We start from the raw sequence: 14,250 nt of genomic DNA, 5'->3' as shown, positions 1-14,250 counted from the left end.
TTTCGCTATAGTACTTATCATTAGCTACTGTACTAGTAGCGATATTGGCACATCATTGCTACGGTTATTATTTTGGTTGCCACCATAACCTGCGGTCTGATTTTGACTGTTTTGAGAGATTTGCCCTATAGTTACCCACTGTCCACGTGGCACAATAAGGGTACTATTCAATCTTTGCCCTTGCACACTACTATTGTAACCATGGCGATTATAAGGAGAATTGGCGCGCACGAGCTTCTCTTCAACTTGGGTCAATTGTACTTCGACTTGTCCATTAGCAAGCAGTCTTGGCGTGACCGCGATACCTTGGCTCGTTGGCAATAAGACCTGCTGCTGGATAATAATCTTTCCTACTGGACGGTTGTAAGCTGGATAGGTTGGATAACTATTGGCAGTATAGGTTTGATTTAGTGCGTAGAGTGTATCAGTGCTGATGCTTGCCGTGCTACCTGACAAGGTTTGGATTTGGTATAAATTGTTATTCTGCTGATGGCTATTACTCTGGTTGATAATCCCTACGCCTTGGATACCGCTATTACTAATAGTGACCTGCCCTTGCTGAATATTACCCTGAACACTACTATTATTGCCGACACGCACAGCGACCGTCAATGCCTGTGGCTGACGGTCAATCTGAGTCAATAACTGCTGCACTGCTTGATAATTGGTAGCTGTCGTGTACAGGACTAACTTATCTTGATAAGTGGTGACCGTACCGCCGTCACGGCTCGTGTTTAACTGTTGGCGCACAGCTGGTAGTAATAAATCACCGCCGTAAGTGTGAATGACGTAGGTTTGATAAGCAGCTGCTTGTACGACTATTGGCACTACAGTTAAACTTAGGATAAATACTATCTGGCGTCCATAATTTATGGTTTTGACAGTTTTTATCATAGCCAGCTTTCGACCAAAACTCGCTATTAGATTTTCACTAAACTTATTCATGATTGACCTCTAACAATAGTTAAACGCTATCAAAAGCCATACTCAGCAGCGACCAAACCATAAGAAAAACCCTAATAACTCAAACCTTGCTCGTTAAAGCTTAGTCATTTAAACCTAAGACATCCTGCATATTATATTGTCCAGCCGATTGCTGAACAATCCACGTAGCGGCACGCACAGCGCCAGCAGCAAAAGTCATCCGTGCGCGCGCACGATGGGTAATTTCAACAACTTCGCCATCTGCAATAAACATCACAGTATGATCGCCGATGATTTCACCGCCACGAATCGCATGAATCCCAATCGTACCTGATTCGCGCTCGCCAGTTTGTCCTTCACGACCATAGACAGCGACGTCTTTTAGGTTCTGTCCACGTGCTTCTGCCACAGCTTCTGCCATCATGTAAGCCGTACCTGATGGCGCATCGATTTTATGCTTATGATGCGCTTCAATCACCTCTACATCAGCATCAGTGCCAAAAGCTTTAGCAGCCATCCCTAGTAACTTTAATGATAGATTAACACCTGTTGAATAGTTACCCGCATAAACGATAGCAACTTGCTCACTCGCTTTTGCCAATACTTGCTCTTGCTGCTCATTAAATCCTGTCGTGCCGATAACCATGGCGACGTTGTGCTCAGCACAGACTTGCAGGTTTTTTTCAGTAGCAGCAGGCAAGCTAAAGTCAATCAATACATCAATCTTATTAATCACTGACTGTAAATCATCAACTATTTGCACATCCAATCGACCGACCGCAGCAACTTCACCCGCATCTGCTCCAACCAAACTTGAACCTTGACGCTCAATCGCTGCAGTTAATATCGTTTGTGGATTGTCTTGTATCGCTTCGATAAGCATACGTCCCATACGTCCACCTGCACCGATGACACCGACATTAATCATTTTTTTATTCTCTGGCTGACTCATATAATTATCCTAAGTACTTTATTTTTAATACGCTGGTTTTTAAATTTATTAGGCTAAGTTTAGCAAATATCAGCTTATGAATGGTTTTTTATCCAACCAATAAAAAGCCCAAAAGTTTCACGTGAAACTTTTGGGCTAAATATTATTAAGAATACGCTTTTATCAATGCTTATCCTTAATCAAATAAGTCACCAATCTTTTTAAAGAAAGATTTTTTATGTGGTGACTGCTGATGCTTACTATCACCATCCAGTGTATCTTGGAATTGACGTAGCAAATCTTTTTGCTCACGAGTCAGATTCACTGGTGTTTCAATGACCACACGGCAGATCAAATCACCTTTCATGGTCGTACGTACTGGTGTTACACCTCTACCGCGTACACGCAGCAATTTACCGCTTTGCGTGCCTTCAGCAACTTTGATTTTGACCTTGCCATCTAAGGTTGGGATTTCGACTTCTTTACCGAGTGCTGCATCAGTGATACTAACTGGCACATCCATATACAAATCAGCACCTTGACGGGTAAAGACGTTGTGCTGTTTGACACGTACTTCGACGTATAAGTCGCCGTTTTGTACGCCTGCGCTGCCCGCTTCGCCTTCGCCTGCTAAACGGACGCGATCACCATCATCAACGCCTGCTGGAATAGAAACTTCTAGCGTGCGTGACTTGTCTTTGACGCCATTACCATGACAGTCAGAACAGGGATTTTTAATTTGTTTACCAGTACCGCCACAATGTGGGCAGGCCTGTTGAACGGCAAAAAAGCCTTGTTGCATACGGACTTGACCTTGACCATGACAAGTTTGGCAAGTCACGATATCAGAGGCATTTTTTGCGCCTTTACCATCACAGGTATCGCAAGGCGCAGGAGCTGTAAAGCTGATTTCTTTTTTGCAGCCACGTACCGCTTCTTCTAAAGTCAGCTCAATCACATAACGTAAGTCTGAGCCGCGACGCGAACGCCCACCGCCGCCGCCGCCACGTGACTGACCAAAGATATCACCAAAGTTGCCAAAGATATCACCAAAGATATCTTGGAAGTTCCCCCCACCGCCACCGCCGAAACCACCACCGCCCATGCCGTTTTCAAAAGCAGCATGACCCATACGGTCATAGGCTGAGCGTTTTTCTTCGCTACTTAATACTTCATAAGCCATCGATGCTTCTTTAAATTTTTCTTCAGCATCTGGGTCTTCAGAGTTACGGTCTGGATGGTATTTCATGGCAAGCTTGCGGTAGGCTCGCTTGATCTCTTTATTATCAGCGGTCTTACTGACACCTAGTATTTCATAAAAATCGCGCTTACTCATGGGCTCTCCTATCGTCTTCACAGTCCACCGCTTGGTTGCTTTATCGTTCAATACCGCTCATCATCGCAAAAAACGTTTCACATGAAACATAGCGGAAGACAGAGAACAGTGATGACAATCGTATGAATCTTACCAGCGAATACAGTGGGGTGCTGCTTAGTCAAATCAATTATTAAAAGTTTGCGCTATTTATGGAGATGACAGCACCATTTATCAAGTTGGCTGAAGTACAAAGTGTTAATTAGACTCTTTAGTTAATATTAAAAAGAATTCATTAAGGAATGAACAAAGGTTTTTATACCTATATAATGCTCAGCCATGCTAGTATTTATCGCCATTACGCTTGTATCAAGGTATCGATTTTATGAAAAAGCTGATTATTTTATTGATTGTCATTGCTGTTACGGTCTATGCAGGCTCGCCTTATTACAGCGCTTATCAGCTTAAAAAGGCTTATGATGCCAAAGATGGTGCGACTATTGCGGCAGCTATCGACTATGAGCAAGTACGCCCAAGTGTGCAAAACCAGCTCACTGAGCAATTTGCCGTGACCATGACAAAATACCCATTGGTCGCTGAGCTTGGCGGCGAGCCGTTAAAAGAGGCAGCTAATGGTTTTATTATGCAAGCAGTCGCTGGTGCCATCACACCGCAAAATATTGAAAAAGTCATCAATACTCAAGGTCAAGCCAATACTGCCACTAAAGAGCTGGCGGCAGCGTGGGCAATCGCTAGCAATCAAGTCGATTTAAAAAATCTCATTCAAAATCTGATTATTCACCGCGGTGATGTTAATGCTGTGGTCAAAAATCAGATGCAGCAAATCATGGAAAAGCAGGCTAATGAGCTTGAACAGCAGGCAGCACAAGGGACTGACAGTGACAAACCCCAATTAAGTTACTGCGGTATCAACTGCTTTACCATCAGTGGTCAGGTGAAAGGCTATCCTTTGACTATAGAGATGCAGCGTGAGGGTTTAATTAACTGGAAAATCGTCGATATCGTGTTGCCGCAATAGACTTGCTACCATCAACTGTTATATGAATAAAAACCCGCCCTATGAGTTATGTTGATAGGGCGGGTTTTTATTTATTATTCAATATGATATCTATCATAACTATTATAGAAATATCAACGACTTATTTTACTCCCAAGAATTCTAAAAACTCAGGACTCTCAAAGCTCGCTTGAAACAGTACACCATCTTCACGATAAATAGCAGGAGTTGCCATAACGGCTAAACCTGCCGCTTTCTCACGATTGCCTGCCACATCATCAGTTTTACAAGATGCAGGCGCTGTTGTCATCTTGCCATGTAGCATTGCTTGATCAAGCGCTTTACGACGACTGTCCTCATCACCTTGGCACCAGATACCGCGCATTTGCTCAGGCGACGCTTCATAAATTGGATAACCAATGGTTTTTATCGTCACGCCTTTGGCATTAAGCATCGGCATCTGCTTATGTAATCTTCGGCAATAAGGGCAATTGACATCCGTTGCTACGTAAATCACCGCTTTTTCAGCACTGGTGGCAGGATAGGTAATCAGCTGCTTAGTATCCAATGTGGTTAGGACAGATTGATTTTTAAGCTTTTCAAAGCGGTTATCCAGCCCAGTAAACTGACCATTATCGATGACTGAGATCTCACCATCGGTGATGTACTGGGCGTCATCTGATAATAAGAATGGTACGCCCTCTAAAGTCGCACCCCAAATCACACCCGGTACTGCAGTGTAAAAGAACGGTGTTTTGCTATTCATGTTCTTAAGCGCGCCCATGTTAGCCAGCATAGCTGATTTGACGGCTGTGCTGACTGGCTGACCTACTTGCTCGCTATTACTGCGTGGCAACGCTTCGGTCATGACGCGCTTGCTTGGGTTCTTTTGTAGCTCGCCTTGGATGACATATTTACCATCTTCAGTAATATGTAGTGGCAATTGCTCAGCCAAATTGACTTGATACATATTGGGTAATTTAGAAGGTACAATCGAGGTTATCTGCGTTTTGATACCTGCTTGAGTCAGCAATTGGCGCAAACGGCTATCAATAGATTTACTGACTGTACCAATAGCTTTCGTATTCTGACCAGCTTGGGCGCTGTGGTTAACCTTTTGGCTGACTGCTTTATTGGTCATATCGGCAGTGTTAGGCTGTGCACAAGCAGTAGTTGTCAATAAAACAATACCTATCAAGCTTGCAGATTTTAATATAGCGAATTTCACAAAGACAGTCCTATCTGGTTTTTAATAATGATCGTTATTTACCCATCAATATTTAACAGAAGAGCAGTAAATAACATTATGTAAAAATATAGATTAAAAAGATAAGCAGACTGTAGCATAAGGGGGATTTTTGCAAAGGCTTAACAGTTTAATTTTGCAAAACTGCTACTGAGCTTTAAGAGATAGGCAACACAAGCATACTGTAAGACTAACTGACAAAATAGCAGGCAACAAAAAGCAGCTCACTATTGAGTGGCTGCTGATTTTGAAGTAATTTGTCTAAAACGTAATTTTATAACCTAATAGGCTATAACTCTAAAATTTTGCTACTTCTTCTGGTGTTAAGAAGCGACTGTCGCCTTTTTCTAACCCGTCTAAAGTAATGTGACCAACACTAGCACGATGTAGCTCAACCACTCTGTTACCGAAATAGCCCATCATACGTTTTACTTGATGGTATTTACCTTGCTCTAAGGTTAAACGCGCATGAGTTTCATCGATGAACTCGAGGGTCGCAGGCTTGGTTTCTTCGTGGTCACCTTCTAAAAGGATGCCTTCAGCCACTTCTTTAATAGCATTGGCTTGAGCGTTATTATCCATAGCATCTGCTAACGTCAACTCGTAGACTTTGGCATGTTCATGCTTTGGGCTAGTTACGCGATGTAACCAGCCGCCATCATCACTGATGAGCAATGCACCAGTCGTATCAACATCAAGACGCCCAGCAATACGTAAACTGCCAAGCTCTGGCACCGCAATAAGGTCAGTGACAATTGGGTATTCTTTAGCTTTTAGGGTACATTCAAAGCCTTCAGGTTTATGAAGCAAGATATAGCGATTGCCAGTGGCGACCGACAATGGCTCGCCTGCCCACTGTACATCGTCATTAACAATATCGACATGTACACCGGGATCTTTAATGACTTGCTCGTTTACTGTGACTTCACCAGCGTGCAGAATTTTTTTGGATTCTTTACGCGACAGCTCAGTGGCTTTACTCAGAAATTTATCTAGACGCATACGATTTGCCTACCATCCGTTTTGGGATACTCACTCTCAATCAAAGACCAACGATGCATGCACGTGCACGTTTGTTGTTGGCTATCTTCAATGGTCAGAAGTGGTACTATAATGAAAAATAAAATTTACACTGCGCCAAATACGGACAACAGTGAAAGTTAGACAAGTTTACCATATCCAACCTAAGCCTGATGAAATATGAGCTATCAAACGCTAAAACGTGCCGTCACTGCACGCTTAGAAATCAAAAAATCTGACTTTATTACCTATGCTTATCCAGTGACCTCTCGTGAGCAGGCAATGTTCCACGTGGAACAACTACGTGAGCAATATACTGATGCCCGTCATCACTGCTGGGCATATATCATTGGTGACCCTAATAACACCACCAGTGCAGGGTTTGACGATGATGGCGAGCCCAATGGCACTGCGGGACGACCAATATTAAATGTCTTGCAACATAAATCTATCGGCAATGTCATTGTTATCGTCGTACGTTATTTCGGTGGTATCAAGCTCGGTGCTGGCGGTTTGACCCGTGCTTATGCAGGTTCAGCGCAAGCGGCAGTGGATGAGATGATACTAAGCCCCTATGTTCCTATGTTCCTATGTTCACGGTACAAATACTGGCAGAGTTTGCGACCGAAGCCCAGTGCCGCTATGTCGTCGAGAGCTTAAACGGCAGCATCGAAAATGTCGCCTATAGTAAGCAGGTTACCTTGACTGTGACGCTCGCTGAGGCAAATATCGAGCACTTAAAAGAACATCTTGCGATGGATGGACACGTATTAGACGAGTCACAAAAACTGAATGAGTAACCATGCGTTCACTGAAAACCATTGGTTTTGATAACGACCGTGGGTATGATAAAGCACTGATTATTAACAACGATTTTCAACACCCATTATATAAGACACTACTATGTCAACTTCATCAGCAACCAAGCCATTCGTGCCTGCCCCTTTTAAACCACCATTTTGGCTGACCAATCCCCATCTACAAAGTATTTTACCCAAGTTTTTTGCGCCAAAAACGCCTACTTATCGCCGCGTTATCAAACAAGACTCGCTTGCCGAAACAGATATCGCCTATGACTTTTATGACGCCTACCCTGTACAACATGCAGAAAGCGGTGAGCTTGAGCAAACACCTTTAATCGTACTATTCCACGGCATGGAAGGCAGTAGCGACAGCCATTATGCGCGCGCTTTGGCGTATCAGATCCACGCGCAAGGCTGGCATTTCGTCGTCGCTCACTTTCGTAGTTGTGGTGGCATTCCTGCTAATGGTAGAGTTTTTTATAATGCGGGTGATACCGATGAAGTACATCATGCGCTACAAAATCTAAGTCAACAATACGCCAATATTTATGCGGTTGGGGTGTCACTAGGTGGTAATGCGTTGGCAAAGTATATGGGCGAATATGGCAATGAATCACTATGCGACGGCGCTGCGGTCATCTCCGCTCCCGTCGATATGTCATCGGCTGCTCTTAGTATGCACAGCTTTTTGAGCCATCGAATTTATACCCCTTATTTACTCAACCCTATTATCAAAAAAGCCTTAGCTAATGACATCACTAAAGATGAGATCGAATCGATCAAAGCGGTCAATCGCATCAGTGACTTTGATGATATTTTTACCGCCCCACGTCATGGCTACCGCTCTAACAATCACTACTATCAAGCTTCATCAGCCCTTCCTTATTTGATAAAAGTGACGAAGCCTTTATTACTCATTAGCGCCAAAGACGATCCTTTCCTTGGTTTTACCGCCACACCAAACGATGTATCTGACAGTGTCACTATTTTAGACACTGAGCATGGCGGGCATGTAGGCTTTATTCGTTATCGCTCTGATAAAGACAAGTCACCTCATCTTTATAAAAAATCAAGATTTGATATCAACTGGATACCCGAAACCGTTAGCGCCTATTTTAATCATATCGGCGTAGCCTCGAATAAACCCTAGAATAAAAATACTAACTTTACCTGTTGAGACAGCTTTATGTATCCATTTATCCGCTTTGCCAGCACCATCGCCCATGCCGCGCTGCAAGTAAAAAAAGGCAATACATTAACATTTAAAGATAGCAGTGAGATTACCTTTCGTTGTCGCCTGACAGACATTGATAATTTCTTAGAGATGAATAATGGTCGTGTATTCACGCTGTATGATTTGGGGCGTATGGATTTTGCGGTACGTAGCGGACTTGGCAGCCAACTGCTCAAACAGCGTTGGGGCTTGGTGGTCGCTGGTAGTACCATTCAATATCGCAGAAGAATTCGTGCTTTTGAAAAAGTCACTATGAAGACCCAAATCGTCGGCTTCGATGAGCGCTGGATATATATTGAGCAATCAATGTGGGTAAAAGGTAAGCCTTGCTCGTCGGCTCTACTACGTACAGGCGTCACCGAAGGGGGTAAAGTGATCGAGACCGCACGAGTACTAGCAGCACTAAATCAAGCAGATTGGCAGTTACCACCGACTGGCTATGTAGCAGAATGGATTGTCAGTGATGCTGACCGTCCGTGGCCGCCGCAATCTTAGAATTTATTATTTAACTTTATTCATAAGTCACAACCCAGCAACCTTATAGCTACTATTTACTAACAATACATTATATGAATACATATATTAAATATTAGGATAGTAGTGAGTTTTATACTCAACTGAATCCTATCCAATTAAAAACAGTCTAATCAAGGAAAATAATATGGTTAATAATACGGATTATGTCGGTACGCTGTTTGATAATAGTGAGTCAAACCCAAGTAAAATCACTTTAGCTTTTACTATGGCGGGTGTGGCGCTGAAAAAAGGACACTCTGCATCAGTCATATTGATGGTGGACGCGGTACATTTGGCATTACCAAACGCTTTAGATAACGTCGATATTGGTGCACCATTTGAACCTGCTGGCGAATTGCTAGAAGCCTTTATCGAAAAAGGTGGTCAGGTATTGGTCTGCGGCGCATGTATGAAACACAATGGCGTAGAAGAATCAGCCATTGATCAGCGCTTCACTGTTATCAGTGGTGACGATGTAGTTGATCTGCTGATAAATGCAAAAGGCTCTTTGCAGTTGAACTAAAAATACAAGCTAAGCAATTCGTTTATAAGAATGGGTCGGCTTTTTTAATTATCTTCTTGATAATTAAGAAAGCCGACCCATTTTTTACGTTAAATTTTAACTTTCAGACCTTATTTGAATCTTTGATGATCAATACTGACCACTTCCCCGTAGTCAAAAAACCCTCCCTTCTATTCAGTAACTAAATACACATTATCTAACACGCACGCAATCCAGCTTTGCTAAAGTAAGTCATGCGAAACTCCTCATAAAATAAAAAGGAAACCTGTCATGACCTTACTGAACACCCTTGATTTAACCTATCCTATCGTTCAAGCACCGATGGCAGGAGCCACTACACCTGAGCTGGCAGCGACGGTGAGTAAGTTTGGTGGACTGGGTTCATTGGGGGCTGGCATGACGGCGCCAGACGTTTTAAATAGTGAAATTAATACCATTAAATCGCTCACCGATCGCCCTTTTATGATTAACTTAATGGTGTTATCAGAGCACGAATCTAGTGCTTTGGACAGCGAAATACCTACTTGGCTAAGCGAGTATTATCGAGAGAAAAACATCGAAGTTACTCTACCGCAGCACCCAGCGCTAAGCTTTGCAGAACAGCTACAAGTGCTCTATAACAATCCTGTACCTGTTGCCAGTTTTACCTTTGGCATTATCAGCGCTGAGCAGGTGCAGCGTTTGCAGAGTCTAGGCACACGGGTCGTCGGTACGGCCAATCATCCATTAGAAGCAAAAGCATGGGCAGATATTGGCGCAGATGCGGTGTGTGTACAAGGGGTCGAAGCGGGTGGGCATCGCGGTGGTTGGTTGCCGCAAAGTGAAAACGATCCATTGGGATTATTGACGCTAATAAGTCAAACGCGTGCCTGCACCGATATTCCTTTAATCGCGGCTGGTGGCATTATGAACGGACAGGACATCAAAGCAGTTCAAACAGCTGGTGCCGAGCTGGCGCAAATTGGAACGGTGTTTTTGACCACAGATAAATGCGCTATCAATGACATTTATAAGCAAGCGCTACTCGATGCCAGTCAAGGTGGACGCAGCTCTGAGACGCGCTTAACCAGATTATTCTCAGGGAAACAGGCTCGTGGTTTATTAAATGATTATTTGCGTGATTTTGCTCAATTTGAGAGCGCGCATGAGCTACCGCCTTACCCACAATTAAATGCGATGACGAAGTTTGCACGTGCCCATGCAACCAAAAACCGCGATGCCGAACATCAGTCTTTATGGGCAGGACAAGGTGTCGCTTTGGTCAGGCAAGAGCGCACGGTTGAACTGCTAGAGCGACTGGTAAGAGAGAGTTAGTTTGGGCGACGTAGGCTGATTTTTAACCCAGCCTACAATATAGTAGGTGCAGTTTTAAAAGAATACAGTGCTACTGGGATGAATTATTCGCAGCCTCTTTCTGCGTAAGCATAGTAAGCAACAAGAATTGATACCAGTAGCACCTTATAGTTTTTGTATTTCTCTTATTGAAGACTGACTACAGCTTATAGCTAATCAAACGTTAGATCATTTACGCCTTAAAATATCATATGTAAATGACTAATTCTTTAACCCTTCACGAAACGCTTTATAATCATTCGCCGTATCTTGCACCGCTTCTATCATCGGTACATGACCGATTTTTGGCATCGTAATCACTTGTGATTGTGGGATGATTTCTTTTATTAGCGTCACGGTTTCAGGCTTGATGACCTTATCCTCCTCACCCCAAACCACTAGTGTTGGAATATTATATTCAGCGATAACCTTGGCACGCTGCTCAACATTGTCTTCAACTATTTGCGCGAGTATTTTGGATTCTAATGCTTTATTAGCGATACGCTCTTGCGCGAATACGGCTTTTACAGACTTAGGAATGTAAGGCGGCTTAGACATGACAAAGTCATACATAGCATAAAAGTCTTCCTTCTTATCGACCAATAGCGGATTGTTCTCAAGAGTTGCACTTTCTAAGGATTTCGGCACACCCACTGACCAAAAGCCCGCACTATCTATCAGCCACAGACTTTTAACTTCTTTAGGATACTTCGCAGCATAAGCAACACTGATAGCACCGCCCATTGAGTTGCCACCGACATGAATGTTAGATGCCACGCCTTTAGCTTGCAGTAGCTCGTGTAAGCGCGTCGCTTGCATCTCTGAGCGATAATCAGCCGCCATCGGTTTACTAGAATCACCAAAGCCGAGCAAATCAGGAATGATGAGATTATAGTTCTCTAACTGCCGAGCGACACGCGTAAAGTTGTCTTTATTACCACCAAAGCCATGAATCAATAATAAAGGCTCGCCCGCGACATTACCGTTTTCTGCATAGACTATTTTATCGCCAGAGCTTAACGTAAACGACTGAGTCGTAAGGTCTGATTTTGAGCGTTCATACTGAATAATCTTTTGGGTGGTATTTATCGCCCAAGTATTGGGCATGGTGGTACAGCCGACTATTGAAAGACTTAGTAGAGCAGCAAAACCTAGGCGCTTTAATGGCATCGAAATATCCTTCTTGAAAACCAGAAAAATGAAGTAAGAGGTAAAAATCATCATCCTAGCACAAGAGTATTTTGAGTTTTAGCACTTATAATAACCACCCTCCCCTTATAAATTGCTCGACAATCGCCTAAAAAAATGACAGGCAAATAAGCATAGCGTTTGCCGAGGGGTTACAGCTCTAATAAAGACGGTTGACGCTTTCTGGTTTATGATAAGGGCTTTTGTTTAGTCAGTCCTGCATATTGTAAAAGGATAAACATTGAGTAAAACAGATACCTCTATTGGTAAACGGCGCGACCTTACCGAAGGATCGATTGCCAAAACGATGCTACTGTTTGCATTGCCAACACTTGGATCATCGGCATTACAGTCGTTAAACGGCTCAATCAATGCTGTCTGGGTAGGTCGATTTTTGGGTGAGGAAGCGTTAGCAGCCACAGCCAACGGCAATATCTTGATGTTTATACTGATCTCCTTCGTTTTTGGTTTCGGTATGGCGTCTACTATTTTGATCGGTCAGGCCATGGGCCGCCGTGACGACATCATGGTCAAGAGAACCATGGGAACGGCGCTGGGCAGCATTATTCCGATCAGTATATTGGTCTCGGCAGTAGGCTGGATATTTGCGCCGATGCTACTTGATCTGCTGGGTACGCCGCCAAGCGCGGTCGACCTTGCACTGAGTTATTTGCGGATGATTTTCGTGGCGATGCCCGTCACGCTAACGTTTACGCTCATAATGATGGCACTGCGCGGGACAGGTGATTCTACGACGCCGCTTTGGTTCATTATTATATCGGTGGTTTTTGATGTGATTTTAACACCAACACTGATTTTGGGTTTAGGGCCTTTTCCCGAATGGGGTATATTTGGCGCCGCCTTCGCAACCGCTACCGCAAATACGCTAGCGCTTATTGGCATGGTCGTCACCATGTACCTGCGTGGCTCGGTGCTGACACTTCAGCTGCCAGAGCTTCGCTTTTTGCGCGCAGACCGAGAAATCCTAAAGTCGATGTTTTCAAAAGGCTTGCCGATGGGTCTTCAGATGATCGTCATTTCTTCGGCGGCGTTGACGATGCTGTCACTGATCAACCGCGAGGGTGTGCAGACAACTGCCGCTTACAGCGCAACCCAGCAGCTTTGGACATACGTACAGATGCCTGCCATGGCACTAAGTGCCGCAGCCAGCGCGATGGTTGCACAGAATATCGGTGCCGATCACTGGAATAGAGTCTCAGAAATCACACGATGGGGACTCATTTTTAACGTGATATTGACAGGGTTTATTATTGGGGTTCTGACTATTTTTGATGGCACTATTTTGGGCTTTTTTCTGGGCAGCGATAGTAAAGCTGTGCCAATCGGACAACATATTCAGTCAATGGCGACATGGGGCTTTGTCTTTTTTGGGATCGCGCAGGTACTGTTCGGCACTATGCGGGCAAACGGCTATGTGATTTGGCCGCTGATTGTCATGGTGATTTCGATGTATCCGGTGCGCCTTGGGTTTGCTTTTGGGCTTTATCCATTACTCGGAGAAGATGCGCTTTGGCTGTCGTTTCCAGCAGGCATGGTAGCCACCGCGCTGATGGGAGCAGGACTGTATCTGCATGGTGGATGGCGCAAGGGTAAAAAATTGGTCGCAGAAGAGGCGGCTCAAGGGAGTGAGGGATATCGCGTGCATGGCGGCACCTCTGCGTCTTGCCGTGATGTTGCACCGACGACTGTGTGGAAACTGTTACCTTTACGCCGTATCACAAGGTTACATCGCCGACTTCGTAGACGCCTTTATAGACGCCGTATGATAAAGAATCATAAATAATAGTAGCGTGGTTCATATATACGCGCTTAGTTTGACGGCTCTTGATTATTGGTAAGCTGAGTAAACTGTATTTTTGCATATCAAAAAGCACCGTATGTCAGAATCTTTACTGGGCTAAACGTTGACTGGTAAAACATTAAGACGTGGTATTAGTCAATAAAAACTCAACCGCTGCCGCTGCATGAATAGCAGTGGTATCAAACAAGGTATTATAAACACTGCTAGCCGAATATTTCGTTACTCACGACCATTTACTAAGGCATGTCATCAATTAGATTATGAGTATTAAAATGCATCAATGTGCGAATTGATGGCACGCCCTAGCTCACAATTATATGAATTCATACGTGCCAGCATTATCAGCTGCACGTCGTTACCACCACGTAGGACACTCCA

The 14,250-nt window shown here is 43.9% G+C and carries 12 protein-coding genes and 1 pseudogene; 7 read left to right on the top strand and 6 right to left on the bottom strand.

Going from position 1 to position 14,250, the window contains the following annotated elements; translation table 11 throughout:
- Positions 1-24 precede the first annotated feature (24 nt).
- The 3 genes from AC0J5Y_RS00170 to dnaJ form a co-directional block, all read right to left on the bottom strand.
- The gene (locus tag AC0J5Y_RS00170; RefSeq protein WP_475130991.1) at positions 25-945 is read right to left on the bottom strand and encodes a hypothetical protein; all 921 of its coding nucleotides are present in this window, start codon (positions 943-945) and stop codon (positions 25-27) included.
- 100 nt (positions 946-1,045) lie between these two features.
- Entirely contained in the window at positions 1,046-1,876 is an 831-nt protein-coding gene (dapB, locus tag AC0J5Y_RS00165; RefSeq protein WP_475130990.1) for a 4-hydroxy-tetrahydrodipicolinate reductase, read from the bottom strand.
- 175 nt (positions 1,877-2,051) lie between these two features.
- A complete protein-coding gene (gene dnaJ, locus AC0J5Y_RS00160; RefSeq protein ID WP_475130989.1) occupies positions 2,052-3,191 on the bottom strand; it encodes a molecular chaperone DnaJ in 1,140 nt (379 codons plus the stop codon).
- 364 nt (positions 3,192-3,555) lie between these two features.
- On the opposite strand from dnaJ, the gene AC0J5Y_RS00155 reads away from it, so the two are divergent.
- Entirely contained in the window at positions 3,556-4,209 is a 654-nt protein-coding gene (locus tag AC0J5Y_RS00155) for a DUF2939 domain-containing protein (protein ID WP_475130988.1), read from the top strand.
- A 121-nt stretch (positions 4,210-4,330) separates the two neighbouring features.
- On the opposite strand, the gene AC0J5Y_RS00150 is transcribed toward AC0J5Y_RS00155, so the two are convergent.
- Positions 4,331-5,416 carry a disulfide isomerase DsbC N-terminal domain-containing protein gene (locus tag AC0J5Y_RS00150; protein WP_475130987.1) on the bottom strand — a complete coding sequence of 362 codons (1,086 nt, stop codon included), beginning with the start codon at positions 5,414-5,416 and terminating at the stop codon, positions 4,331-4,333.
- A gap of 315 nt (positions 5,417-5,731) precedes the next feature.
- Positions 5,732-6,436 (bottom strand): pseudouridine synthase, encoded by a 705-nt coding sequence (locus tag AC0J5Y_RS00145; RefSeq protein WP_475130986.1) that lies wholly within the window; start codon positions 6,434-6,436, stop codon positions 5,732-5,734.
- Between the two features lie 198 nt (positions 6,437-6,634).
- Here AC0J5Y_RS00145 and AC0J5Y_RS00140 point away from each other — a divergent pair.
- From AC0J5Y_RS00140 to AC0J5Y_RS00120, 5 genes and pseudogenes are all read left to right on the top strand, one after another.
- Positions 6,635-7,254: pseudogene (locus tag AC0J5Y_RS00140) on the top strand (YigZ family protein).
- Positions 7,255-7,357: 103 nt separating this feature from the next.
- Positions 7,358-8,407, top strand: coding sequence for a YheT family hydrolase (locus AC0J5Y_RS00135; protein ID WP_475130985.1), 1,050 nt, complete (start codon positions 7,358-7,360; stop codon positions 8,405-8,407).
- A 36-nt stretch (positions 8,408-8,443) separates the two neighbouring features.
- On the top strand, positions 8,444-8,986 hold the full coding sequence (locus AC0J5Y_RS00130; RefSeq protein WP_475130984.1) for an acyl-CoA thioesterase: 543 nt from the start codon (positions 8,444-8,446) through the stop codon (positions 8,984-8,986).
- 166 nt (positions 8,987-9,152) lie between these two features.
- Entirely contained in the window at positions 9,153-9,530 is a 378-nt protein-coding gene (locus tag AC0J5Y_RS00125) for a DsrE family protein (protein ID WP_475130983.1), read from the top strand.
- Positions 9,531-9,800: 270 nt separating this feature from the next.
- Complete coding sequence (locus AC0J5Y_RS00120; RefSeq protein WP_475130982.1) at positions 9,801-10,844, top strand: NAD(P)H-dependent flavin oxidoreductase; 1,044 nt, start codon at positions 9,801-9,803, stop codon at positions 10,842-10,844.
- A 240-nt stretch (positions 10,845-11,084) separates the two neighbouring features.
- On the opposite strand, the gene AC0J5Y_RS00115 is transcribed toward AC0J5Y_RS00120, so the two are convergent.
- Positions 11,085-12,032: an alpha/beta fold hydrolase gene (locus AC0J5Y_RS00115; RefSeq protein ID WP_475130981.1), complete on the bottom strand. Its 948-nt coding sequence runs from the start codon at positions 12,030-12,032 to the stop codon at positions 11,085-11,087.
- 259 nt (positions 12,033-12,291) lie between these two features.
- On the opposite strand from AC0J5Y_RS00115, the gene AC0J5Y_RS00110 reads away from it, so the two are divergent.
- Complete coding sequence (locus AC0J5Y_RS00110; RefSeq protein ID WP_475130980.1) at positions 12,292-13,854, top strand: MATE family efflux transporter; 1,563 nt, start codon at positions 12,292-12,294, stop codon at positions 13,852-13,854.
- The last annotated feature ends 396 nt before the right edge of the window (positions 13,855-14,250 follow it).

It is taken from the genome of Psychrobacter sp. TS_SC_6 (genome assembly GCF_056156305.1).
Note: the sequence above shows the minus strand (reverse complement) of the source record. Positions and strands in the feature narration are given on the sequence as shown.